Annotated in this window: 23 protein-coding genes; 17 read left to right on the top strand and 6 right to left on the bottom strand. The window is 62.4% G+C overall.

Going from position 1 to position 24,679, the window contains the following annotated elements; all coding sequences use genetic code 11:
- The first annotated feature begins 89 nt into the window (after positions 1-89).
- From AC07X9_RS14475 to AC07X9_RS14430, 10 genes are all read left to right on the top strand, one after another.
- Positions 90-1,955, top strand: coding sequence for a copper resistance system multicopper oxidase (locus tag AC07X9_RS14475; RefSeq protein WP_017184146.1), 1,866 nt, complete (start codon positions 90-92; stop codon positions 1,953-1,955).
- The gene (locus AC07X9_RS14470) at positions 1,952-3,157 is read left to right on the top strand and encodes a copper resistance protein B (protein WP_086485824.1); all 1,206 of its coding nucleotides are present in this window, start codon (positions 1,952-1,954) and stop codon (positions 3,155-3,157) included. The genes AC07X9_RS14475 and AC07X9_RS14470 overlap by 4 nt, the downstream gene beginning before the upstream one ends.
- A 32-nt stretch (positions 3,158-3,189) precedes the next feature.
- The gene (locus AC07X9_RS14465) at positions 3,190-3,660 is read left to right on the top strand and encodes a DUF305 domain-containing protein (protein ID WP_017183606.1); all 471 of its coding nucleotides are present in this window, start codon (positions 3,190-3,192) and stop codon (positions 3,658-3,660) included.
- Positions 3,661-3,761: 101 nt separating this feature from the next.
- Complete coding sequence (locus AC07X9_RS14460) at positions 3,762-4,169, top strand: DUF305 domain-containing protein (RefSeq protein ID WP_017183605.1); 408 nt, start codon at positions 3,762-3,764, stop codon at positions 4,167-4,169.
- 30 nt (positions 4,170-4,199) lie between these two features.
- A complete protein-coding gene (locus AC07X9_RS14455) occupies positions 4,200-4,637 on the top strand; it encodes a DUF411 domain-containing protein (protein ID WP_411778945.1) in 438 nt (145 codons plus the stop codon).
- Positions 4,638-4,644: 7 nt separating this feature from the next.
- Positions 4,645-5,097 carry a hypothetical protein gene (locus AC07X9_RS14450; protein ID WP_026002481.1) on the top strand — a complete coding sequence of 151 codons (453 nt, stop codon included), beginning with the start codon at positions 4,645-4,647 and terminating at the stop codon, positions 5,095-5,097.
- A 34-nt stretch (positions 5,098-5,131) separates the two neighbouring features.
- Complete coding sequence (locus tag AC07X9_RS14445; RefSeq protein ID WP_017183603.1) at positions 5,132-5,491, top strand: hypothetical protein; 360 nt, start codon at positions 5,132-5,134, stop codon at positions 5,489-5,491.
- Positions 5,492-5,726: 235 nt separating this feature from the next.
- Positions 5,727-6,335 carry a hypothetical protein gene (locus tag AC07X9_RS14440; protein ID WP_017183601.1) on the top strand — a complete coding sequence of 203 codons (609 nt, stop codon included), beginning with the start codon at positions 5,727-5,729 and terminating at the stop codon, positions 6,333-6,335.
- 321 nt (positions 6,336-6,656) lie between these two features.
- Complete coding sequence (locus tag AC07X9_RS14435) at positions 6,657-7,220, top strand: NfeD family protein (protein ID WP_441347667.1); 564 nt, start codon at positions 6,657-6,659, stop codon at positions 7,218-7,220.
- Between the two features lie 35 nt (positions 7,221-7,255).
- Positions 7,256-8,023 (top strand): slipin family protein, encoded by a 768-nt coding sequence (locus tag AC07X9_RS14430; protein WP_086485896.1) that lies wholly within the window; start codon positions 7,256-7,258, stop codon positions 8,021-8,023.
- A gap of 46 nt (positions 8,024-8,069) precedes the next feature.
- On the opposite strand, the gene AC07X9_RS14425 is transcribed toward AC07X9_RS14430, so the two are convergent.
- Both AC07X9_RS14425 and AC07X9_RS14420 read right to left on the bottom strand, forming a co-directional pair.
- The gene (locus AC07X9_RS14425) at positions 8,070-10,784 is read right to left on the bottom strand and encodes a cation-transporting P-type ATPase (protein WP_086485895.1); all 2,715 of its coding nucleotides are present in this window, start codon (positions 10,782-10,784) and stop codon (positions 8,070-8,072) included.
- A gap of 43 nt (positions 10,785-10,827) precedes the next feature.
- Complete coding sequence (locus AC07X9_RS14420; protein ID WP_254908105.1) at positions 10,828-12,498, bottom strand: cation:proton antiporter; 1,671 nt, start codon at positions 12,496-12,498, stop codon at positions 10,828-10,830.
- Between the two features lie 46 nt (positions 12,499-12,544).
- Here AC07X9_RS14420 and AC07X9_RS14415 point away from each other — a divergent pair, with 46 nt between their 5' ends.
- Together AC07X9_RS14415 and ppsA are read left to right on the top strand one after the other, a co-directional pair.
- Entirely contained in the window at positions 12,545-12,694 is a 150-nt protein-coding gene (locus tag AC07X9_RS14415) for a hypothetical protein (protein WP_495197983.1), read from the top strand.
- Positions 12,695-12,744: 50 nt separating this feature from the next.
- Positions 12,745-15,138, top strand: a complete 2,394-nt coding sequence (ppsA, locus tag AC07X9_RS14410) for a phosphoenolpyruvate synthase (RefSeq protein WP_086485893.1) — start codon at positions 12,745-12,747, stop codon at positions 15,136-15,138.
- Between the two features lie 4 nt (positions 15,139-15,142).
- On the opposite strand, the gene AC07X9_RS14405 is transcribed toward ppsA, so the two are convergent.
- A complete protein-coding gene (locus tag AC07X9_RS14405) occupies positions 15,143-16,624 on the bottom strand; it encodes an L-lactate permease (protein WP_086485892.1) in 1,482 nt (493 codons plus the stop codon).
- A gap of 3 nt (positions 16,625-16,627) precedes the next feature.
- Positions 16,628-17,296, bottom strand: coding sequence for an NAD(P)-dependent oxidoreductase (locus AC07X9_RS14400; RefSeq protein WP_086485891.1), 669 nt, complete (start codon positions 17,294-17,296; stop codon positions 16,628-16,630).
- A gap of 130 nt (positions 17,297-17,426) precedes the next feature.
- On the opposite strand from AC07X9_RS14400, the gene istA reads away from it, so the two are divergent.
- Together istA and istB are read left to right on the top strand one after the other, a co-directional pair.
- Positions 17,427-18,941, top strand: a complete 1,515-nt coding sequence (gene istA, locus AC07X9_RS14395) for an IS21 family transposase (RefSeq protein ID WP_021238707.1) — start codon at positions 17,427-17,429, stop codon at positions 18,939-18,941.
- On the top strand, positions 18,928-19,656 hold the full coding sequence (gene istB, locus AC07X9_RS14390) for an IS21-like element helper ATPase IstB (protein WP_031304487.1): 729 nt from the start codon (positions 18,928-18,930) through the stop codon (positions 19,654-19,656). The genes istA and istB overlap by 14 nt, the downstream gene beginning before the upstream one ends.
- A 96-nt stretch (positions 19,657-19,752) precedes the next feature.
- Here istB and AC07X9_RS14385 read toward each other — a convergent pair whose 3' ends face one another.
- Together AC07X9_RS14385 and AC07X9_RS14380 are read right to left on the bottom strand one after the other, a co-directional pair.
- On the bottom strand, positions 19,753-20,169 hold the full coding sequence (locus AC07X9_RS14385; RefSeq protein ID WP_086485890.1) for a Rossmann-fold NAD(P)-binding domain-containing protein: 417 nt from the start codon (positions 20,167-20,169) through the stop codon (positions 19,753-19,755).
- 11 nt (positions 20,170-20,180) lie between these two features.
- Positions 20,181-21,116 (bottom strand): 1-phosphofructokinase family hexose kinase, encoded by a 936-nt coding sequence (locus AC07X9_RS14380; RefSeq protein ID WP_086485889.1) that lies wholly within the window; start codon positions 21,114-21,116, stop codon positions 20,181-20,183.
- Between the two features lie 166 nt (positions 21,117-21,282).
- On the opposite strand from AC07X9_RS14380, the gene AC07X9_RS14375 reads away from it, so the two are divergent.
- From AC07X9_RS14375 to AC07X9_RS14365, 3 genes are read left to right on the top strand one after another with little or no spacing between them, the layout of a single operon-like run.
- A complete protein-coding gene (locus tag AC07X9_RS14375) occupies positions 21,283-22,869 on the top strand; it encodes an MBL fold metallo-hydrolase RNA specificity domain-containing protein (protein ID WP_217884251.1) in 1,587 nt (528 codons plus the stop codon).
- Entirely contained in the window at positions 22,866-23,738 is an 873-nt protein-coding gene (locus tag AC07X9_RS14370) for a universal stress protein (protein WP_086485887.1), read from the top strand. Before AC07X9_RS14375 ends, AC07X9_RS14370 begins: the two co-directional genes overlap by 4 nt.
- Positions 23,739-23,782: 44 nt before the next feature.
- Positions 23,783-24,613 carry a universal stress protein gene (locus AC07X9_RS14365; RefSeq protein WP_086485886.1) on the top strand — a complete coding sequence of 277 codons (831 nt, stop codon included), beginning with the start codon at positions 23,783-23,785 and terminating at the stop codon, positions 24,611-24,613.
- The last annotated feature ends 66 nt before the right edge of the window (positions 24,614-24,679 follow it).

Genomic DNA, 24,679 nt, shown 5'->3' with positions numbered 1-24,679 from the left:
ACCCCACATCGTTAATTGGCCGAGGGGTGTGGCCCCCTGGCGCGTAATCACCGGGGACGAAGTCCTCGCAAATGGAAGACCGTATTCGAATGAGCCATCAGATCGACCGACGCCAGCTACTTCGCGGCGCCAGCCTCGCGGGAGGGGGCCTCGCGCTCTCCGCATGGATGCCGGCCTGGGCCCAGCCAGTGTCCGCTGGCATCGCCAGGGCGCTGCCCACGGTCTCGGGCGAGGACATCCAGCTGCGCGTCGCGCACCAGACCATGACTATCGATGGCCGCACCTCGCACGCCATCGGCATCAATGGCACCGTGCCCGCACCGCTCATCCGCCTGCGCGAGGGGCAGAACGCGCGACTGACCGTCGTCAACGAGCTCGACGAGGAGACCTCGATCCACTGGCACGGGCTCATCCTGCCGTTCCAGATGGACGGCGTGCCCGGCATCTCGTTCCCCGGGATCAAGGCGCGCAGCACCTTCACCTACGAGTTCCCGATCGTGCAGTCCGGCACCTACTGGTATCACAGCCACTCGGGCCTTCAGGAGCAGATGGGCCACTACGGGCCAATCGTCATCGATCCAGCCGGGGCGGATCCGGTCGCATACGACCGCGAGCACGTGGTCGTCCTCTCCGACCACAGCCAGCTCCACCCGCACGAGATCTTCCTGAAGCTCAAGAAGCAGGCCGGCTACTTCAACCGCCAGCGCCAGACGCTCGCCGGCCTGCTCAAGGGCGAGGACCAGCCGCTGAACGAGCGGCTGATGTGGGGCAAGATGCGGATGGACCCGACCGACGTGTCGGACGTCACCGGCTCAACCTACACCTACCTCGTCAACGGCCATGGCCCCCGTGACAACTGGACCGCGCTGTTCCGCCCCGGCGAACGGGTGCGCCTGCGCATCATCAACGCCTCGGCCATGACGACCTTCAACGTTCGGATACCGGGCCTGCCCATGACCATCGTCCAGGCAGACGGGCTCAACGTGCGCCCCGTTCGGGTCGACGAGTTCCAGATCGGCGTGGCCGAGACCTACGATGCCATCGTCACCCCTACCGACGAGCGCGCCTACACACTGGTCGGCGAGAGCGTGGACCGGTCCGGAATGGCCCGCATGACCCTAGCGCCGCGCGAGGGGATGGCCGCCGAAGTTCCGCCGCTGCGCAAGCGGCCGCTCGCCACCATGAAGGACATGGGCATGGGCGCCATGGACCACGGCTCGATGCCGGGCATGGACCACGGCGCGACCGCCGGCGCCGCGGCGGGTGCCATGGACCACTCGGCGATGGGCCGCGGGCCCGCGAACGCGATGCCCGGCATGGACCACTCGCAGATGGGTGACGCCGCGCCCGCCGCAGCCGGCGCAATGGCGGGAATGTCGCACGGCGGCGCCGGCATGGACCACAGCATGCGCGACTTCTCGAACGCGCCCGGCGTGAGGAAGGGCCCCGGCGTGCAGACGATCTCGCCGATGCCGATCGATCGGACCGGCGAGCCGGGACAGGGTCTCGAGGATGTCGGCCACAAGGTGCTGACCTACCGCGATCTCATCGCGCTGGAGCAGAACCCTGACCTGCGCGCGCCATCGCGCGAGCTGGAGATCCACCTCACCGGCAACATGGAGAGATACATGTGGGGCTTCGATGGCGAGAAGCTCTCCGAGATCAAGGATCCGATCCCCTTCACCACCGGCGAGCGGGTGCGGGTGACCCTTGTGAACGACACGATGATGGCGCATCCGATCCACCTGCACGGCCACTTCTTCGAGCTCGTGACGGGGCACGGCGCATTTAGCCCGCGCAAGCACACGGTGCTGGTGCAGCCCGGCGGAAAGGTGAGCTGGGACGTGACCGCCAACGAGGGGGACTGGGCCTTCCACTGCCACCTCCTCTACCACATGCATTCGGGAATGATGCAAACCGTCCAGGTCCGCTCCGGCAAGGGAGACGCGGCATGAAGGCGCTCCTCCTCGCCGGTCTCGCGTCGCTCGCCCTGACCACCCCCGTCGCCGCGCAGCACGCCGGCCATGCCGGGCACGGTGCGGCCGCGCCTGCCGCGTCGGCACCTTCACCGCAGCGGGCCAGGCCGGCGGCGAAGCGCCCGCCCGCGGCCGGGAAGGCGGCGCCTCGTCCACCCGCGCCGGTGCCCGTCGTCAGCGGGCCCGCCGACCCACACGCGGGGCATACGGCCGCACCACCCAAAGCTCCGCCGGACCCGCATGCCGACCACGAGATGGGCCAGACGGCTCCGACGGCCGACCTGCATGCCGGGCACGACATGTCTCAGATGGCGCCGCAAGCAGATCCGCAGGCCGGGCACGACATGTCACAGATGCCGGCGGCTGCCGATCCGCATGCGGGCCACGAGATGCCAGCAATGCCGATGGCCGGCCAGCCGAAGGTCGGCACCGACCTTCCAGCGGGCGACGCTCCGGCTCCAGCACCTCAGCCCGGCCTTGCCGCGGCGCGCTATTGGGGCGCCGAGGCGATGGCCGAGGCGGACCGCCACCTGCGGCGCGAGCACGGCGGCATGACCTATCCGACGGTCATGCTCAACATCGCCGAATACCAGGCGAGGGAAGGCCGCGACGGCTACCGGTGGGACGGCGAGGCGTCATTCGGCGGGGACATCGACCGCTTCGTGCTGAAGAGCGAGGGCGAAGGCACGTTCGGCGAGCCGCTCGAACAGGCCGAGGTGCAGGCGCTCTACAGCCGCGCGTTCGATCCCTATTGGAACCTGCAGGTCGGCATCCGCCACGACATCACGCCGAACCCATCGCGGACCTACGCGACGATCGGCATAGAGGGTCTCGCGCCATACTGGTTCGAGGTCGAGGGCGCGCTCTTCGTGTCGAACAAGGGCGAGGTCTCGGCACGCGCCGAGGCCTACTACGATCAGCGGATCACGGAGGACTTCGTCCTGCAGCCGCGCGTCGAGGCGAACTTCTCGGTGCAGGACGTGCCCGAACTCGGCACTGAGTCCGGGCTCACCGACCTCGAGGTGGGGCTGCGGCTGCGCTACGAGCGAATCCGCGAGTTCGCGCCCTACGTCGGCGTGTCCTGGGAACGGCAGTTCGGCGACACCGCGCGCTTCAGCCGGGCGCGCGGCGACGGCACGGGCGGGTTCAGCTTCGTCGCAGGCGTGCGAACCTGGTTCTAGGGCGGACGGGCAACTCGGAAAGGAGACAGGCAATGGAACATGGCGAACATAAGGGCGGGATGGCAAACGGCTACTTGAGTCTCGCCGTGCAGACCCTGATCAGCGGAGTGATCATGTATCTGGTCATGTTCGTCATGATCGACGGGCTCGACAGCTTCTACAACAACCTGAACATGCTCTACATGACGGTCATGATGGTCGCGCCCATGGTGGTGCTCATGATCGTGGCCATGCGGCACATGTTCCCCTCCAGAGCGGCCAACGGTCTGATCATCGGCGCCGCGGCCATCGCTTTCCTCGGCGCCTTCGCCCTGATCCGGACCCAGACGACCATCGGGGATCGGGCATTCCTCCGCTCCATGATCCCGCACCACTCGGGCGCGGTGCTCATGTGCCGCGAAGCCGACCTGCAGGATCCCGAGATCAAGCAGCTGTGCAGCCAGATCATCGAATCCCAGAAGCGGGAGATCGACCAGATGAAGGGGATGCTCGAACGCCTCTGACGACATCGCGCGCCGCCCCTGCGGAAGTGCGCGCGATTTTGGCGAGGGCTGGCTGCTCCATCTGCGTATCGGCAGTGGCGGGAGAGACGAAGGAGAACCTGATGAGGAAGACGCCCCTCGCCCTGGCTGCAATCGCGATCGCCATGGCCAACCCCGCAGCCGCCCAGAGTCGCGGCCAGGCGGACGACCACAGCAGAATGAACCACGGCCAGATGGACCATTCCGCCATGGGCGGCATGATGCAGCCCACGCCGGCTAACCCGTATCCGCCGGCCGAGATGGAGATGCACCGCAAGATGACGGCTGCGGTCGGAGGCGACGCGACCGAAACCTGGGTCCGCAAGATGATCGAGCACCACCGCGGCGCCATCGCGATGTCGCAGATCGTGCTGAGGCAGACGCGCGATCCGCGCGTGCGCCAGATGGCGACCAAGAGTTCGGCGCAGCAGCAGCGTGAGGTGGGCGAACTGGAGGCCTGGCTGAGGCAGCACGGCAAGCGGGCGCAGTGATCCGCTTGGATGACCTGAAGGGAAAAACAGTTGAAGAAACACTGGGTGGCGGCACTGGCCGCCGTGTTCGTCGCGACGGCGGCGAACGCCGCGACGCCGATCCTGATGCACCGCGACGCGGGTTGCGGCTGCTGCGCCAAGTGGGCCGAGCAGGTGCGCGCCGAGTTCAAGCGGCGCGTCACCGTCGTGGACGACCCGTCGCGCGCCGCCTTCCAGCGCGCGCGGGGGGTCCCGCAGCGGCTCTCGTCGTGCCACACCGCCGTCATCGACGGGCTCGTCTTCGAAGGCCACGTGCCGGTGGCTGACATCAAGCGGCTTCTGGCTCAGCGCCCGAGGGGCGTCGCCGGACTGGCTGTCGCGGGGATGCCGCTGGGCTCTCCCGGCATGGAGGTTCCGGGCCAGCACCGGCAGCCCTATGTCGTGATGTCGTTCGGGCCAGCCGGCGAGCGCGTCTTCGCGCGGCACTGACCACGGCATGACTCGCCACACCAAAACGATTGGCCCCTCCCCGAGGATGCCATCGAGCGATCCCGAGGGAGCGCGCCCGCACGGCCCGCTTGCCGCATGGCGGGCGCGCTCCTACAAGCCCGCCATGTTCCGGTTGGTCTCGACACTCCTGATCGCCCTTGGCCTTTTCCTAGGACCGATCACCATGGACATGGGTCCGGCCATGGCCGCCGCGCAGACCATAGGTGCAGGCGAACATGGCTGCGCGGACATGCCGCACCCGGCACCTGACGAGAAGAGCAAGACGAGCGGATCGCCAAGTTGCGCAGCCCTCTGCGCAGCCATCCCCGCGCTACCTGCCGACCTGCGCGCGCTGCCCGCAACGCCGAGGACGATCCTCGTCGCGGCGGCGACACTTCCGCTAACCGGGATCGCGCCGAGGGTGGAAACACCTCCGCCGCGACTGAATCCAGAAACCTGACATCATCTTCGATCGAAATTCTGGAGTCACATCAATGAAACTACTTCTCTCGGTGATCGCGCTCGCGATCGCCACACCCACTCTCGCCCAGAACGCGCCTGCGGGCGCCCACGCCGGACACGCGCAGCACGCCGAACAGGCTGCGCCCGCGGCTGGCACCGCCTGCTCCCCCGAGCATGCGGCGATGGGACACTGCACGCCGAAACAGAGCACCCCGGCCGCTCCGGCTGGGCAGCCGGCCGAGCACCAGCACGGCGACGGCTGCTGCGAGAAGGACGCGAACGGCAAGATGGCGTGCTGCGAAAAGGCGCGTGCAGCAGGACGGAAGATGGATTGCTGCAAGGAGCCGGGCGGTGCTGCTGCCGCCACTCCGTCGGACCACGCCGGCCATTGAATGGACGGGAGGCGCCCAGCGGCGCCTCCCGCTCTTCTTCGGTTCGCCAGGTTGTGGAAGATCTGTCCGACCGTGCGAGCTCGATGCTCGCCGGGTCCCCGGATGAGCTACAAGAGATGACGATTGATCCGCCGATCGGCGGATTTCCTCTGATTGGATGGTGGGTGCCGAAGGCACTTGAAGGGAAAAATGGTTTTCCTGCCGACGGCTGAACACAACCGTCGAGGATACCGAAATGCTTCCTGCTCAAATCGAAGAGAACGAGAACTACAAGTTCGTCATCGATCACCGCAACCCGCTCTGCATCGTGCTCGCGTCGCAAGCGCTGCTTGCGGCGAACACGCCCGTCCAGCCCCTATGGCACCGCGAGGCGGGCGATGAGCGTTCATTCAAGGCGCTCGTGCGCTGGATCGGCGTGCGGCGCAGCCGCTGGCAAGAGTGGGGCCGGCTGGCAGAAGCCCTTGGCCGCGACCGGTTCTACCACCACATGGCTGAACGCATGGCATTGGAGCCGATCGGCGAGTGCGTCGCCAGCGTCATGCAGCCGCTCGACGATCCCCGCGCGCTAATGGTCGGCGAGATGCTGAACGGCGCTACCGGGTTGGTGACGGAAGAACTCTACGTCCACCGCTTCGACACGGCCGCCAAGCGCAAGCAGTTCCTCGATTGGTTCTACACCGGCGACAACTGCAACCATGCGGCGACATTGATCCAGGTGGCCTACTCTCATGGAACCACCGTGTTGGGGGAGATGCTCGATCAGATCGCCAATGGGCCGAAACCCTTGAAGGCGAATCGCAAGACGGGGCGAAGAGCAGCGCCGAAAAATCGGAAGGCTGCATAGTCTCTTCGACTGCCGCTGCATGACGCAGCGGCAGTTGCCCTCCAGGCGAATGAGCGGATACCTTCAGGTCGCCGCCGGTCTCATATCCCAAAGGGGGGGGCAGCCGTGACCTCATCACAGCCGCCTCACGAATTCCCAGCACGACTTCCTGCTGGTCGAGCCGGAGCATCGCCCAAAATATGGCGGCCCGAGCCACGAGTGCGGAGGAGCGGATGATGGACCTCAATCGCGCGTTTAAGCCTAATTGAGTCCAACTACTGCCTAATTGCGTCCAAATTCAGCCTAATTGCGTCCGTTAAGACCACGAACCCCAACATCGCGTTGATCCTGATGATGATCGGCGCCTATGGCTTGTTGTTCGAGTTCATGAATCCAGGTGCCCTCTATCCGGGGACCATCGGCGCGATCTGCCTGCTGGTTGGGCTCTATGCCCTCTCGGTCCTGCCGGTGAACTACGCCGGGATAGCACTGATCCTCTTCGGCATGGCCCTCATGGCGGCAGAGGCCTTCTCCCCATCCTTTGGCATATTGGGTATTGGCGGGATAATCGCATTTGTGCTCGGCGCCACGATCATGTTCGACACCGACGTTCCGGAGTTTCGCGTTGCGCTTCCCGTGCTCGGCGCTGTCGCTGTTACGAGCCTGGGCGCAACCCTGCTGATCATGCGGTTGGCATTGAAATCACGTCGCAGCAGGGTCGTGAGCGGCCGCGAGGAAATGATCGGTGCGTCAGGGCGGATCCTGGATTGGGAAGGAACCAGTGGCCATATCCACATCCATGGCGAACGCTGGCGTGCCAGCGGTGGAGAAGACTTTCACACAGGCCAACTGGTCCGCGTTGTTGGCCTCGAAGGGCTGACCCTGAGGGTCGAACGAACAGCCTAGCATCGTTAGCTCAGGACAAGGAAAGGGGACGAATCATGCCCATGCTCGGTGATCTCGCATTCTATCTACCGCTGCTTGTTTTTCTGCTCATCTTCCTGATGGCAGCCATCAAGATCCTCCGGGAATATGAGCGAGGCGTGATTTTCACACTGGGACGCTTCACGGGCGTGAAGGGGCCGGGATTGATCCTGCTCGTGCCCTTCGTCCAGCAGATGGTGCGCATCGATTTGCGGACGATCGTGCTCGACGTGCCAACCCAGGACGTGATCTCGCGGGACAATGTCTCTGTGAAGGTGAATGCCGTGCTGTACTTTCGCGTCGTCGCGCCCGATCTTGCGACCATCCAGGTCGAAAACTTCATGCAAGCGACGAGTGAACTCGCCCAGACAACGCTACGCTCTGTCCTCGGAAAACATGAGCTGGACGAGATGCTGGCCGAGCGTGACAAGCTCAACGCCGATATCCAGGAAATCCTCGACTCCCAGACTGACGCGTGGGGTATCAAGGTCGCCAACGTCGAAATCAAGCATGTCGACATAGACGACTCCATGGTTCGAGCGATCGCTCGTCAGGCCGAGGCTGAACGCGAGCGGCGGGCCAAGGTCATCAATGCGGAGGGCGAGCAGCAAGCCGCGGCAAAACTGCTCGAGGCGGCCGAAATTCTGGGACAACGGTCCGAAGCGATGCAACTGCGCTATCTGAATACGCTCAATGTTATCGCCGGAGAGAAGAACTCGACAATCGTGTTCCCATTCCCTCTGGACGTCATGGACCTTCTGAAAAACTCGAAGCGCGACGTCTGAGAGATCGGAATGCGATTACATGGCTGCGTCAGATATCGGCCTACCATCATGATGGCACGGGAGCCGTCGGCCTGCGAAAGCTCAGCCGCATCTGTTTTTCGATTTCGATCAACGCAAAGAACATGGCCCCGACCATCACGATGATAATACCATCGATAAGCGGCACTGCTTGTGTCCCGAAAACTGTCTGGAACTGCGGTACGTAGGTCATGGCGAACTGGGCGGCGGTTATCGTGATCACGGAGAACCAGACTATAGGTGTCCCTCGTACGGCGGCGAGAGTCAGCGACGTTCCGTGAATGTTACGGATGAAGAAGAGGTGAAAGATTTCCAGGACGACCAGGGTGTTGACCGCCATTGTCTGGGCAAGAGGAATCGGATGACCCTTGTCGATTGCATAGGCGAAGACGCCGAACACGGCGATGACGAACAGGCTTGATACCAGCAGAATATGCCAGACCAGTTCGCCAGTCAGCAAGGGAGCGCCCCGATCACGTGGCGGCCGCCGCATGGTTCCCTTCTCGCTCGGCTCGAAGGCCAGCGCTAAACCCAGTGTCACTGCAGTAACGAGGTTGATCCAGAGAATCTGCACCGCCGTGACCGGCAAAGTCATGCCGGCGAACAAGGCGACGATGATGGTCATCGCTTCACCCGCGTTCGTAGGCAAGGTCCAGCTGATGACCTTCTTGATATTGTCGTAAACCGTGCGTCCCTCGCGCACCGCCGCAGCAATCGAGGCGAAATTGTCGTCGGCAAGCACAAGTTCGGATGCCTCCTTGGCAGCTTCGCTGCCTTTCACCCCCATCGCCGTGCCGGCGTCTGCGCGTTTGAGTGCGGGGGCGTCGTTTACTCCGTCCCCGGTCATCGCAACGATCAATCCGCGTGATTGCAGCGCTGTGACCAGCCGCAGCTTGTCGGCGGGGGATGTGCGCGCGAAGATGTCGGTTTCGATCACGGCATCGGCAAGCTCACCGTCCGACATTTCTTCAAGATCCGCGCCTGTCAGCACGCGTTCGCTGTTGTGCAAGCCGATTTGCGTGGCGATCGCCCGAGCCGTGGCACCATGGTCGCCGGTAATCATCTTCACCCTGATGCCCGCGCGGTGGCATTCGGCGACGGCTTCGATTGCCTCGGCGCGCGGCGGGTCGATGAGGCCGACAAGACCGACCAATATGAGATGCCCCCCGAGGTCGGACATGTTGAGGACAGTGTGCGATTGCGGGGCATTGCGCGACGCCACCGCGATCACACGCTGTCCCGCGCCGGCCAGTTCCTCGACACCTTTCTGCCAGAAAGCCAGGTCCAGCGGGGCAACATCGTCTTCACCCACTCGCTGGTTCCGGCACATGGCCAGGACGGCCTCGGGCGCACCCTTTACGTGGATGAAGGCATGGCCTTCATGGTCATGATGCAGAACCGCCATATACCGATGGGCCGCGTCGAACGGGATCGCGTCTGTTCGGGCAAGACCGCCGAACGGCGCGACGCCCCCGTCGGTGACCTTTCCTGCCAGAGTAAGCAAGGCTCCCTCCATCGGATCGCCTTCCGTGCGCCAACCGTCATCGGTTCGGTGCAGGGCCGCGTCATTGCACAGCGCGGCGGCGCGTGCGAACTCCAGCAGAATGGGGTGGTCAGCGGCCTGTACGGTCGCGCCATCCACCTCGAACATGCCCTCCGGGACATATCCCTCGCCAGTCACGGTGAACCGGCGGTCGGCGGTGAGAAGTGACGTGACCATCATCTCGTTGCGCGTGAGTGTGCCCGTCTTGTCGGTGCAGATGACGGAGACCGAGCCCAGCGTCTCTATGGCCGGCAAGCGCCGCACGATCGCGTTGCGACGAGCCATGGCCTGCACGCCCACCGCAAGGGTGATCGTCAGCACCGCCGGCAACCCCTCGGGTATCGCCGCCACCGCAAGGCCAACCACGATCATGAACATTTCGTCGAAAGGCAGATGCCGGACCAACGTACCGAAGGCCAGCAATCCGGCGCTGACCACGAGAATGAAGAGTGTCAGCCAGCGCGCGAAGACGTCCATCTGTCGTACCAGTGGCGTCGTCAGCGTTTCCACCTTTGCGAGCATACCGCTGATCCGGCCGATCTCGGTCCCGGTGGCCGTCGCCGTGACGATGCCCCGGCCCGTGCCCGCGACAATGAGCGTTCCGCTGAACAGCATGGACGTGCGATCGCCGAGGGGCGCGCTCTCCGCCACGGGCGCGACATCCTTATCGACAGGAACGGACTCACCCGTAAGAATGGCCTCTTCAACCTTCAGAGCTCTGGCTTCGATGAGCCGGAGGTCTGCCGGTACGCGATCCCCGGCCTCCAGCAGAACGATGTCACCTGGCACAAGGTCGATCCCGTCGATGCTCTGTCGTTTGCCGTCGCGCAGAACCGCCGTATGCGGGGCCAGCATGCCCCGGATCGCAGCCATAGCGTTTTCCGCGCGTCCTTCCTGGATGAAACCTATGATCGCGTTTGCGATAACAACGGCAAGAATGACGCCCGTATCTATCATGTGGTCAAGCACTGCGGTGACAACTGCGGACGCCAGCAGCACATAGATGAGGATATTGTGAAAATGCGCCAGAAACCGGAGGATGGCGCTTCGCTGCCGTGCTTCGGGAAGCCGGTTCGCGCCGTACTCGGTCAACCGGCGGGCGGCCTCACTAGAACTCAACCCGGCAGGATCGGCACCGAGCGCGACAAGGACGTCACTGGTTGCCCGAGCGTGGTAATTCGATACCGTCTGCTTGTTCATTCCGATCCGCTCACTTTATTGTTCCGCTGCAGTCGCAAGGAGGTCAATTGAGGATGGGCTCCTCGGGAATGGCGGGAAACCGGGTTCTTTCCCGCTCCTCCTGCCCGCAAAGGATGTCGACCGCCCTGTCCGCGGCATCCTGGAAGGGCTCCAGGATCAGGTCGGCACCCGCATTGCTGAAATCTTGCCCCTCTCCATCGCCGCGCGCCGCGACCGCGACCCGCCCGGTGAAACCCGAAAGACGGGAGAGTTGGATAAGCGTTCTCTGGACGTCTTCAGCATTCAGCCCCGGCAGATGAACCGGGACCGTCGAGACCAGCCATTTCGCGGAAACGAGGGGCAGTTCGGACACGAACTCCGGATCTCCGGCATCTCCGAAAGCGGCATCAAGCCCGAGTTCGCGCCATCGCTGTACTGCCGCAGGGTTGAAATCGATCCCCAATATGCGAAAGCCCCTGTTCTTCAGGCGCATGCCGATCGCCGTGCCAAAGCGTCCGAGCCCGAAGATCAAGATATCGTAGCCCGCATTGGCTTGAGGTGCGCCATCGTGCGGCTCTCGCGGCGTCTCTTTTCTCTCGAACAGACCGAGGAGGGGCTCGAGCCGGTCATAAAGGTGATGGGAATAGGTGATCATGTAGGTGGACGCCGCGATCGTGACGAGGCCAACGAGCGTAACGAGGCCAAGCGCGTCCTGCGTCACATGCCCCAGCGATACGCCCATCGCGACAAAAATCAGTGAGAATTCGCTGATCTGGGCAACGGTGAGCCCGGCCAGGAAACCTGTGCGTTTGCGGTACCCCATTGTACCCATGATCGTGAGCACGATCAGGGGGTTTCCTATGAGAACGAAAACCGAAAAAACTAGAGCGCCGGTCACATGAGTGCCGAGCAATGACAGGTCGAGCCCGGCGCCGAGTGCAATGAAGAAGAAGAGAAGCAAAAAATCGCGCAACGGTGCCAGACGCGCAGCGATGGTCTCGCGATAAGGGGTCGAGGCCAGGGATACCCCCGCCAACAGGCCGCCAACTTCCTTGCCGAGACCGACCAGTTCGCCGACGGCCGCGAATATTGCCGCCTGCGCGATGGCGAAAATCATCATGAGCTCCGGCGCCTGCGCGAGCCGCCGCGTCAGTGGATCGGCGAGGTAGCGGACGAACAGGATGACGAGCGCGACCATGGCACCGCCCGACAGAAGGACCATGGGGATGCTCTGCCCCTCTCCATGCGCTTCGGAAGCGCCAATGCCGATCGCCGACAGCACTATCATCGCAAGGACCACGACAAGATCCTGTACGATCAGGAAGCCTAGGGCGATTTGTCCGTGCAGCGAGTCTATTTCGCGCTTGTCGGAAAGCAGCTTCACGATGATGATCGTCGAGGAGAAGGTGAGCGCGACCGCCACATAAAGGCTGGTCACATGCCCCAGGCCAAGAGCTAGGCCGATCAGATAGCCGAAGATGGATGTGAACAGGACCTGGCCGAGCCCGGTAAGAAGGGAAACCGTGCCGAGTGATCGTATCAGTTTGACGTCCAGCTTGATGCCGACGAGGAACAGCAGCAGAGCGATCCCGAGTTCCGAGAGCAGGTCGATCTGCTCGGCGGATTGCACAAGGCCGAATGCCGATGGGCCGGCCAGCAGGCCCACGGCGATAAAACTGACGATCAGCGGTTGGCGCAGCACGATGCCGATGAATCCGACAACTGCCGCCAGCACCAGCAAGGCAGCGATCTCGCCAAATGTGGACTGGACAATGACCTCCATGGAACTCCTCGATGCTGACCCGACAACCGATTGGCTCGGCGAACAAGCCGACCTCGATGGAATCTGGTCCCGCTGCTATAAGCATGACGTGATCGCTGACCGCCAAGCCGTAACAATACTGACAGACCTGCTGTTTTGTCCGGCTTAGGATCAGCATCGGATGTGACACGCTCAAGGTCAACCAACGAGAGGTAGAAAATGGCGGCCAAGCAACCTGAAGCGGCAGTTCTCTGGCTTGAAGAGCTTGGCATTGCAGATGTGCCGATAGTTGGCGGCAAGAACGCTTCGCTCGGCGAACTCGTGCGCCAGCTAGGCGATGCGGGCGTCAGGGTTCCCGGCGGATTTGCGACAACGGCGCAGGCTTTTCGGGAGTTCCTCGAAATCAACGCCATCGAACCCGCCATCCGCGACCATATCCGTCGTTATCGCGCCGGTGACGTGACGCTCCAGGACGCGGGGCACGAGATTCGTGCGCTGATGCTGGCGAGCACCTTGCCTGCCGATTTGGCTGAACAGGTTCGCGCGGCATATGCCAAGCTTGGCGAAAGAACCGGCGCGCGCGATCCGGCGGTAGCTGTACGCAGCAGCGCGACCGCCGAGGATCTTCCGGACGCAAGCTTTGCCGGCCAGCATGAGACCTTCCTCAACGTCCGCGGCGAACAGGCTCTGCTCGACGCCTGCTTGCGCTGCTTCGCCTCGCTTTTTACCGATCGCGCGATCAGCTACCGCGAAACCAAAGGCTTCGATCATCTGGCGGTCGCGCTTTCGATCGGTGTACAGCAGATGATTCGCGCCGATATTGCCGGCTCGGGCGTGATGTTCACGATCGACACGGAGTCCGGGTTTCCCGGGATCGCCACCATCAGTGCGGCCTGGGGGCTTGGGGAAACCATTGTCCAGGGCGCGGTCAACCCTGATCGCTACGTTGTCTTCAAGCCACTTCTCAGCCAGCCGGGATCGCGCCCCATTATCGAGAAGACGTTAGGCGACAAGGCCATCCGTATGGTCTACGCCGACGAGGGGGGAAAGCAGACCCGTCTCATTGCCTCCACCCCCGCAGAGCGTCGCTCATTTGTCCTGAATGATGATGAAATCCTTGAATTGGGGCGCTGGGCCACCGCAGTCGAACAACATTATGGCCGACCGATGGACCTTGAATGGGCCAAGGATGGCGGCAACGGCCTGCTTTACCTGGTTCAGGCACGGCCAGAGACCGTTCACGCCGGTCTCCAACAGGCACAGTTTCGCCGATATATTCTCAGGACGGAAACGCAGCCGCTATTGTCAGGTGTGGCGATCGGCAGCGCCGTCGCCAAAGGCAAGATATGCCTGATCCATGACGCCTTGGACATTACCCGATTTCCGGACGGCGCGATTCTGGTCACCGGAAATACGGACCCCGATTGGGTTCCGATCATGAAACGGGCAGCCGGCATCATAACCGACCGCGGCGGCAGCACCAGTCACGCTGCTATAGTAAGCCGGGAACTCGGCGTTCCAGCGGTCGTCGGCACCAGAACGGCAACATCTGTGCTGCAGGAAGGACAGGACGTCACGCTCTCTTGTGCGAGCGGCGACAAGGGATTGATCTATGGAGGCCTGCTCGACTTCACGGTCGAAGATATCGACCTGTCGGTCGTGCCGGAAACAGCCACCGAAATCATGCTCAACATCGCGGACCCGGCAGCGGCGTTCCAATGGTGGCGATTGCCAGCCAAGGGCGTAGGCCTTGCCCGTATGGAATTCATCATCAACAATCTGATCAAAGTCCATCCGATGGCGCTGCTTCATCCGGAAAGGGTGTCTGCGGCGGACAATCGCCATATCCGGGAACTTGTTCGCGGCCACGAGCGCCCTGCGGACTATTTCGTCGACATGCTGGCGCGCGGTATCGGCCGTCTTGCCGCACCCTTTTTTCCCCACCCGGCGATTGTCCGGCTAAGCGATTTCAAGACCAACGAATATGCGCATCTGATCGGAGGTTCCGCGTTCGAGCCGCAAGAAGAAAATCCGATGCTCGGTTTTCGCGGGGCGTCCCGCTACTATGATGAACGTTACCGCGAAGGCTTTGCGCTGGAGTGCCAGGCGCTCCGCAAAGTCAGGGAAGATATGGGCTTCACGAATGTGATCGTGATGGTGCCGTTCTGTCGCACGCCTGCGGAGGCGGACCGGGTGCTTTCCGTGATGGCGGAGTATGGTCTCAGGCGAGGTGTGAACGGCCTGCAGATATACATGATGTGCGAAATTCCCTCCAACGTCATCCTGGCCGAGGAATTCGCCAAGCGGTTCGACGGCTTTTCCATCGGCTCCAACGATCTCACGCAGCTGTTGCTCGGCGTTGACCGGGACTCGGAATTGCTCGCCGCGATGTTCGACGAGCGCGACGAAAGCGTCAAAATCGCCATCGGCGAGGCGATCCGCAAGGCTCACGCCGCCGGCATCAAGATCGGAATCTGCGGTCAGGCGCCAAGCAATTATCCCGATTTTGCGGAGTTTCTGGTCGGCCAAGGGATCGACTCGATCTCGCTAAATCCCGACAGCTTTGTGAAGACTTGTTCTGTCGTTGCAGCTGCGGAGGGCGCCGCCCAATGAGCGTTCAGACCTGCCCCCATGCCAGCAGCAGCAACCCTCCCGCCAAAGCGTAAACAAGGCATAGAGGGAAGGTTTTCTTGAGCACACGCCCTTCGCGCCCGATCAGCCCCACGGTCGCTGCGCCGGCTACGATGTTGTGCGGAGCTATAATGTTGCCGATAGCGGCTCCAAAACCTTGGCCGACGAGCGCACTCAGCGGTGGAAGCTGCGTTGCCTCTGCTGCAGTCAACTGAAAGCCGCCGAACAGGATGTTCGAAGCAGTGGCCGAACCGGTAATGAAGGAACCAAGGGCCGCGACCAGCGGGATGGCCAGCGGCCAAGCCGAACCGAAAATGCTTGCTGCCGTCTGGGCTAGAACATCGATCATGCCGCTGTGCACCAAGATACGCGAAAGCAGCAGAACGGAAACGAGCGCGACGCTTACCATCGGAAGCCGCCGCGCCGCGTGGATCAGCGAAGGCAGTATTACGCGCCGCCTCTCCCGGCTCGCTGTCGCTGTCGCTGCCAAGGCGAGCATAAGCATCGTGCCGGGATGATATAGCGGCATAACCGAACCCGTGAAGCGATCCGTCAGCTTCCAGTCGAGAACAATGGACTGCAGTAAGGTCGTGAGCGTCGGCACAGTGCGAGTTGCCGTGATCGCCACAAGGATGAGGATATAGGGCAGGACGGCACTCATGACCTCCTTCGTCCCTGGATCGGCCACCGCAGAATTCGCAGGCCTCCGCCCTTTGGCGAAGGCCGCGAACATGACGCCGCCAATGAGGGCGCCGCCGAGCGTAGGCAATTCGGGGCCGGTCAACCACGCGAGGCCCAGTGCAGGCAGAAAAAAGCAAAGCGCGGCGATCGCTACGACAGTCGGATCATGATCGCCCTTATTGCGCCGGGCCAGGAGAGACACGACCAAAACCAGAGACCAGCCAAGCGCCGCATGCAAGAGCATGATCATGAGCGCCAGTTGTCCGGCATTGACGGGGCGCAGGCTCAGCAGTGGCAAGATTGGCGTGCCGACTGCGCCGAAGGACACACCTGCGGCATGGCCGATCAGGGCGAGGACCAGTGCGCGGTGCGGTGAAAAGCCGAACCCCACGAGCATGGGAGCGACCAATGCAACGGGCGTACCGAACCCGGCAGCGCCTTCGAGCAGCAGGGCGAAGAACCACGCCAGAATGATCACCGTCACTTGCTGCTTGTCGGACACTGAAGCCAGCCAGATGCCAAGACGTTCGGACGCGCTGGACCGGGCCTGTACCTCGTACAAGGCCAGAGCGGGAAAGATGATCCAAAGGATCGTCGCTGTCATGAACGCGGCTTCGAGCAGGGGGCCTGCCAAGCTCATCATATCCGGCACATATCCAAAGGCCAGGATCGCAATGACAACTGCGGCAACAGCGCTGATCAGGCCGGATCGCGCCGCCGACCATCCCAACACCGCCATGCACAGCAGGAGCAGGCCGATCGGGAGCAGCGCAAGCAGGGCTGCCACTTCTCAAGCCAGCATTTCAATTGAGATCGGGTGAGCGGCGCGACCAGTGGACTCGAACTGCGAAAGATTATCGATCGTTGTTTCAGCTATGGAGGTTAGGGCTTCCTGCGTGAAGAATGCCTGATGCCCCGTTATCAATACGTTCGGGAAGGTCAGTAGCCGCGCGAAAACATCATCCTGGATGATTTGGTCTGACAGGTTTTCAAAGAAGAGGTCACTCTCCTCTTCATAGACATCAAGGCCAACATGGCCGATTTTGCCGGCCTTCAGTCCTCGGATGAGGGCGCGGGTCTGAACAAGCGCGCCGCGCCCGGTGTTTATGACCATGACGCCCGGCTTCATCATATCGATCTGTGCCGTATCGATGAGATGATGGGTCTGCGGTGTCAGCGGGCAATGCAACGTAACTACATCGGAACGGGCGAGAAGATCGTCCAATTCGACATAAGAGCCACCGAGCTCAGTAAACTCCGCGACGGGATCGGGATCGAAACCCAGCAAATTGCAGCCGAAACCGCGCATTATGCGCGCCACGCATATCCCGATTTTTCCTATGCCTATGATGCCGACGCTACGTCCTGCCAGGTTGAAACCCAGCAATCCGTCGAGAGCGAAGTTCCCTTCCCGGACCCGCGCATGAGCACGATGAATCTTGCGATTCAGCGACAGCATGAGTGCGACCGTATGTGAGGATCAGCGTGCAATAGGCACCCCCTTCGTGGGGTGATCGGCGTGCAAAAAGGACCCCTTCATCCCGGGGATTTAGTCGGCCGACTGGTTTTGATCAGTTGGCGAGAACGGGATGTTGATCGTGGAGACAGTGGTTCGGATTCGGCGTGAGCATGCAGCGGGTAAGGCGATCAAGGCGATCGCTCGTGACCTTCGTTTGTCGCGGAAGGTCGTCCGCAAAGCGATCCGGTCGCCGGAGGCGGCGTTCAACTATCAGCGCAAAGTCCAGCCGCTGCCGCGGATCGGTCCTTATCAGGATCGTCTCGATGCGCTGCTTGAGGAGAACGAAGGTCGCGGCCGCCGCGATCGGCTACGGATGACGCGTATCCATGACCTGCTGGTGCGCGAGGGGTTCGATGGATCCTATGATGCGGTGCGCCGCTATGCGGCGCGCTGGCGTGCTGCGCGGCGGAAGGATGCTGGCGAAGGCGCACCGGCGTTCATCCCGATGACCTTCCAGCCGGGTGAGGCCTACCAGTTCGACTGGAGCCACGAGGATGTGGAGATCGCCGGCAAGCCGATGCGGGTGAAGGTGGCGCATATGCGTCTCTGCGACTCGCGCGCACCCTATGTCCGGGCCTATCCGCGCGAGGGCCAGGAGATGCTGTTCGATGCCCATGCCCGGGCGTTCGCGTTCTTCGGCGGTGTGCCGCGACGCGGTATCTACGATAATATGAAGACGGCGGTGACGGCCGTGTTCACCGGCAAGGAGCGTGTGTTCAACCGCCGCTTCCTGATCATGACCGATCATTACATGGTCGAGCCGACCGCCTGCTCGCCGGCGGCGGGATGGGAGAAGGGCCAGGTCGAGCAGCAGGTCCAGACAATCCGAGGCCGCTTCTTCCAGCCGCGGCTCCGGTTCGCCAGCCTGGCCGAGCTCAACGGGTGGCTGGAGGCCGAGTGCCGGCGCTGGGCCGAGCATCATGCCCATCCCGAACGCGGGGATATTACCGTCGCCGAGGCGCTGGATATGGAGCGACCGGCCCTGCAGCCGATCCTGGCACCGTTCGACGGCTTCCATGAGAGCGAGCATGCCGTCACCGGCACCTGCCTCATCAGCTTCGATCGCAACCGCTACTCGGTCATGTCGACGGCCGCACGCCGGACCGTTCAGGTGCGCTCCTATGCCGATCGCATCGTCATACGCTGCGGCGATGCGATCGTCGGGGAGCATGAGCGCCACTTCGGTCGGAACCGCACGATATACGATCCCTGGCATTATCTGCCGGTCCTCGCGCACAAGCCCGGCGCGCTGCGTAACGGCGCACCGTTCCAGGACTGGGATCTGCCGCCCGCCCTGCACCGATTACGGCGAAGGCTCGGCACCGGGGACGAGGCCGATCGCAGGTTCGTGCGGGTCCTCTCGGCGGTGCTCACCGATGGCCTGGAGCCGGTAGAGGCTGCCGTGCGCGAAGCGTTGGCGAACGGAACGGCCAGCGACGAGCTGATCCTCAACATCCTCTCCCGGCGCCGCGAGCCGGCGACACCCCACAGCATCGTCACTTCGGAAGACCGGATGCTGCAGCATCCTCCGCTCGCCGACTGTGCCCGCTATGATCTGCTGCGAGGCTATGATGCAGCGGCATGATATGATCGACACGATGCGCGGCCTCGGACTCAAGGGCATGGCGGCGGCGTTCGACGAGGCGGTCACCACCGGCCTCCAGCGCAAGCGCACCACCATGGAGATACTGACCGACCTGCTCCGTGCTGAGGCGACCCACCGGGATGCAGCCTCCATCCGCTATCGGATGACGGCTGCGAGGCTGCCCGTGGTGAAGGACCTGGAGCGGTTCAGCTTCGAGGGCACACCGATCAATGAGGAGATGATCCGCTCCCTTCACGATGGCTCCTTCCTCCCGCCTCGCCGCAATATCGTGCTGGTCGGCGGCACGGGGACAGGCAAGACCCACCTCGCCATCGCGATCACCGCCAATGTCGTGCGAAGGGGCGCTCGCGCCCGCTACTTCAACACCGTCGATCTGGTGACACGCCTCGAAGAGGAGACCCGGATCGGCAAAGGCGGGACCCTGGCGGCGCAGCTGTCGCGGCTCGACCTGATCGTTCTCGACGAGCTCGGTTATCTGCCGTTCGCCCGCTCGGGAGGGCAGTTGCTGTTCCACCTCATCAGCAAGCTTTATGAGCGGACCAGCGTCATCATCACCACGAACCTCGCCTTCGGCGAATGGCCGACCGTGTTCGGCGATCCCAAGATGACCACGGCGCTGCTCGACCGCGTCACCCACCACTGCGATATCGTCGAGACGGGCAACGACAGCTGGCGCTTCAAAAACCGCAGCTGACAGCCACCTTCGGCGCCTTCAAAAATCTATCTTGCGCTGCGCGCGCCTCCGGTCGGGCTACGCCCGCCCTCCGCCGCACGCAGCGCAAGGCCATCTTCAACAAACCAGCATCATATTATCTGAAAAGGGGGTCCCTCTTCGACGCCGATCGGGGGTCCCTTTTGAACGCCGTTTGACAACCGTATGTTCCGCGACCGCCTCGGGAGAATAGGCCGGGACACGGGCGATCACGATGCCGAGATCATGCGCCGCAACGAGATCGACATGATTGAACCCCGCCGATCGCAGCGCGACGATCCCAACGCCATGGTGGCTCAATCTCTCCAGGACGGAACGGTCCAGCGTATCGTTCACGAAGGCGCAGACGGCCTTCGCATCTCCGGCGAGCGGTGCGGTCTCGAAGCTCAGTCGCGGTTCCAGAAACAGGAGTTCATGCCGGTCTCCGCCTTCTCGATTGGCCGTGACGAGGAAATCCCTGTCGTATGGTTTCGTGCTGAATACCGCGACTTTCATCCTACCCTCCGTCAATAACCGGATATCCCGATAGCAGCAGTCAAGCGCTCGACATCTTCGCGACGGCAAAGGTCGGTGCCGGGCGTCATCACCGCAGCGGTACCCGCCGCGATCCCGAGGCGGAAGGCATCCTCGACGCTGTGCCCAATGGCCAGCCCGTGTGTCATGCCAGCGACAAAGCTGTCACCCGCGCCCACAGCGCTTCGCACCTCAACGGCGAGGGCGGGAAGCGTCAGGACCCCTCCCGCATGCGCCATTATGGCACCTTGATGGCCCATGGTAACGGCAATGACCTCGGCGCCACCGGATTCAACAACACGCTTGGCCTCGGCGATGATCCGCCCGGAATCCCGAAGCGACGTGCCGACAAGTTGCTCCATCTCACCGAGGCTCGGCTTCACCAGATAGACCCCACCGCGAGCGAGCGCAGCCTTGAGAGCCGGCCCGGACGTGTCGAGCACCAGTCGCATGTTTCTCGTTTGGGCGATTTCGATTATGTCGGCATAGAAATCATCCGGTACGCCGCGCGGCAGCGAGCCGCTGACAACGAGCCATGAGCAGGTCAACTGGGAAACGGCGTCAAGGCACCGCTGACATTCCTCGAAGGTCAGTTCCGGCCCCGCAGGCACGAAGCGGTATTCCTTGCCCGTTTCCTGCTCATGGACGGCGAGGCTGATGCGCGTGTCTCCTGCGATTTCCACGCATCGTTTCGGGACGCCGGCCCGATCCAGCAGGCCGCCGAGCACGGGTCCGGTTACCCCACCGGCGAGATACACCGCCTCGACATCGCAGCCCAGGCGCGCGAGAACCCGTGCGACATTGATGCCGCCGCCGCCCGGATCGAACCGTTCATTGGACGTACGGACCTTGTGAGTGTGTCGGACGGTCTCGGCCTCGCTGGATCCGTCGATGGTGGGATTGAGCGTCAGCGTTGCGATAGCCGTCATTTATTGCTCCTCGGACTGGCCTTGAGCGTTCGATTCGGCCAGAATGTTAACAACTGGCCGGCGTTAAGTCGAAAAACTGCGAGTAAATTCCAGCGAGAGGAATGAAATGGCAGCGCATGCAAGCATCACTTTCCATGGAGCAGCAGGGACGGTCACCGGCTCTTGCATGGAGCTTCTCTACGGCGAGCGCCGCATCCTTATCGACTGCGGACTGTTTCAGGGAACTCGGACCATTGAGACACTCAATCGCGAACCGTTCACCTTCAATGCCGGTGCCCTTTCTGCGGTCATCCTGACCCATGCCCATATCGATCATAGCGGCCTGCTGCCCAAACTTGTAGCGGCAGGCTATTCCGGCCCCATCTTCTGCACTTCCGCGACCCGCGATCTATTATATCACATGCTTCCGGATGCAGGACGCATTCAGGAGTATGAAGCGGAACGAAGAAATCGCCGGGCGGATCGCGCCGACGAACCCGCGATCGAACCCATCTACACTGAAGCTGACGCCGTGGCAGCCTTAGAGCAAGCCCACGCCATAGGTCTCAGGCAGTGGTTCGAACCGGCCCCGGGTTTCAAGGCGCGACTGTGGAATGCGGGCCACATTCTCGGCTCGACATCGGTGGAACTGGAGGCTGGCGGCAGCCGAATGCTCTTTTCGGGTGATCTGGGGCCGGATCACAAGGCGTTCCACCCCGATCCAGAGGCCCCTTCGGGATTCGATCATATCATATGCGAAAGCACTTACGGGGACCGGGTCCGCGAAGACATCACGATCGAGCAGCGGCGCACATTGCTCGAAGCCGAGATCAAGGCAGCGCTGACACGGGGCGGCAATCTCGTCATTCCGGTGTTCGCGCTTGAGAGAACCCAGGAACTGCTGCTGGATATCGCCAGCCTCATCAACAGTGGACGTCTAGCTCATCCGCGCGTGTTCATCGACTCCCCTCTCGCGAGCCGGGCCACGGAGGTCTTCGCAAAGCACGCGCATGATCTGGAGGACATGGGCAGCGGAGAGGTCTTCAGGCACCCATCCTTCCACTATGTGGCGAGCGCGGCGGAATCGATGCGGCTGAACCAGATGTCCGGCGCCATCATCATGGCGGCATCGGGCATGTGCGAGGCCGGAAGAATCCGGCATCATCTGCGGCATAATCTCGGCCGGCGTCAGTCCACGATTCTCTTCGTCGGTTTCCAGGCCGGAGGATCGCTGGGTCGCACCATCCTCGACGGGGCGAACCGCGTCCGCATATCCGGCCACGACGTCGTCGTGAAAGCGCAGGTCCGCCGTATCGACAGCTACTCGGCCCATGCGGATCAGGAGGATCTATTGCGCTGGATGGATGCGCGGAAGCCGATCGAAGGCAGCCTTTTCCTGACGCATGGGGAGTCTGGTTCGACCGAGGCGCTGCGGCGGCTGGCGCAAGCGGCGGATCTGACGCAATCGATCATCCTGCCCCGGATCGGTGAGAGCTATGCACTGTCAAAAGGAACTCCCGCCCGCCGTTTGAAGACGGGCCGCATTGAAGTGCAGGAGGCGGTTACGCGGGACTGGCAGAATGATTATGCAGACTTCGCCACGAGGCTGAAGCGCGAGCTTGCTGAGATTGAAAGCGCATCGGCGCGGCGGGAGGCATTGGCGAGAATGTCCGCAGTACTCCAATCTTTCCGTGAACATCGGTCCGCACGCCCGTCGCGTTCCGGCACCAAGCGGACCGGAAATGATCGGCGCAAGTCGCCAAGGAGAGCATGATGGAACACATCCTCGTCGCCAGCGATTTCTCGCCCCGTTCCGACCGCGCACTGCGCCGCGCAGTGCTGGTGGCCCGGCAGTTTTCCTCCAAGATCACTCTCTTGCATGCGCTCGATGACGAGCTTCCCGAACCGCTCTTGGCCGTCCATCGCGACAGTTGCGAAGGACTTTTGGCGGAGATGGCTCAGACGGTTGCGACCAGCGACCAGATCACATGTGCGTATCGGGTGATCATGGGAGACCCATTCCGCGTGCTGGTCGACGCGACCCGTGATCTGGAACCTGATCTCGTCGTTATGGGGCCACATCGCAGAAATCTGTTGAAGGACATTTTTTTTGGCACGACCGCCGAAAGGACGATCCGCGAAAGTGCGGCGCCCGTCCTCATGGCCAACGGCGTGCCGGCAGGTGCCTATCAAAGAGTTCTCATCGCGGCGGATCTTTCTGAATGCTCGCTGGAGGCAACCAGAGCAGCCCGGACGCTCGGCTTTCTCGAAGGAGCGCACATTACGATGCTGCACGTTCTCGATGCACCGGAACATAGCATGATGCAGCGTTCGGTGATGCCGGCCGATGACATCGAGGATAATTTTCTGAGCGCGCGTGCCGAAGCGAACCAAAGCTTACAGTCATTCGTTTCTGCGGTCGGCGTTCAGCCCGACCAAAAAATCGTTCAACCGGTCAAGCTCTCGGTCTCCGATACGATTTTGGAGGCTGCCAGGAAAGCGCGTGCCGACCTGCTCGTCATCGGCACGCACGGCCGAACCGGGATTGAGAAATTCTTCCTCGGCAGCATGGCGGAGGAGGTGTTGAGATATGCAGAGCTGGACGTCCTGGTCATCCCTTCGTTGACAAGGGGTGCGGGATGAAGCCTACCGAACCGTCAGTCGCGGGCTAGCAGGAAGGAGATATCATGGAGACCCATCAATCGATACTCGTGGCAACCGATCTGAGCGCGCGGTCCGACCGGGCCGTCGACCGCGCTGCGCTCCTTGCCGAGAGTGCGAAGGTGCGCCTGTTTATCTGCCATGTGGTCGAGCCTGGCTCGAAGCTTGGCAATGACGACAGCTTGGCCAACGCGGCGGTACGGGCGGTCGTACCTGATACGACGGCCGACATTGAGGCACTGGTGAAGGAAGGCTCAGCTCCCGAGGTGATCCTGGAGCAGGCGCAGCAGAATGATTGCGGGCTGATCGTAACGGGCGTTGCTCGCTTCAATCAACTGGGAGATTATTTCATCGGAACGGCTGTCGATCGTATTATCAGGGAGGCCGCCGCTCCTGTGCTTGTCGTCAAACAGCGTCCGCGATCAGACTATCGCGTGATAGTGGTGGCAACCGACTTTTCAACCTGTTCGCGTCACGCGCTCGTCACGGCAGGGGCTTTGTTTCCAACGGCAGCAATTCATCTGGTGCATGCTTTTCACGTGCCGTTTGAAGGCTTCCTAAGCGTTGAGGAGAACGAGCCGGCATTGCGAGCGGAGGTCCAGGGGGAATTCGACAGTTTCTTGGGCGATGCTGCCATCCCTCTCGGTCTCTGTGAGAGACTGACCTCACATCTACGCTACGGCGAAACGCAGTCGGTCGTGCAGAAGGTTGCCCATGAGCTTGGTGCGGATCTCGTTGTCCTCGGCACCCACGGCCGTAGCGGTTTCTCCAAGGCAATGTTTGGAAGTATGGCGGAATCCGTCCTCAATTGTGCGACGTCGGACACCATGATTATACGAGAGCCCACAGGGGGCTAGAAAGCCGCCTGTGGGAACCAACAGCGTCAATCATGGTATCGGACCCGCAACCAGAATCCGTTACTG

Source organism: Sphingobium sp. GW456-12-10-14-TSB1 (assembly GCF_059424385.1).
Note: the sequence above shows the minus strand (reverse complement) of the source record. Positions and strands in the feature narration are given on the sequence as shown.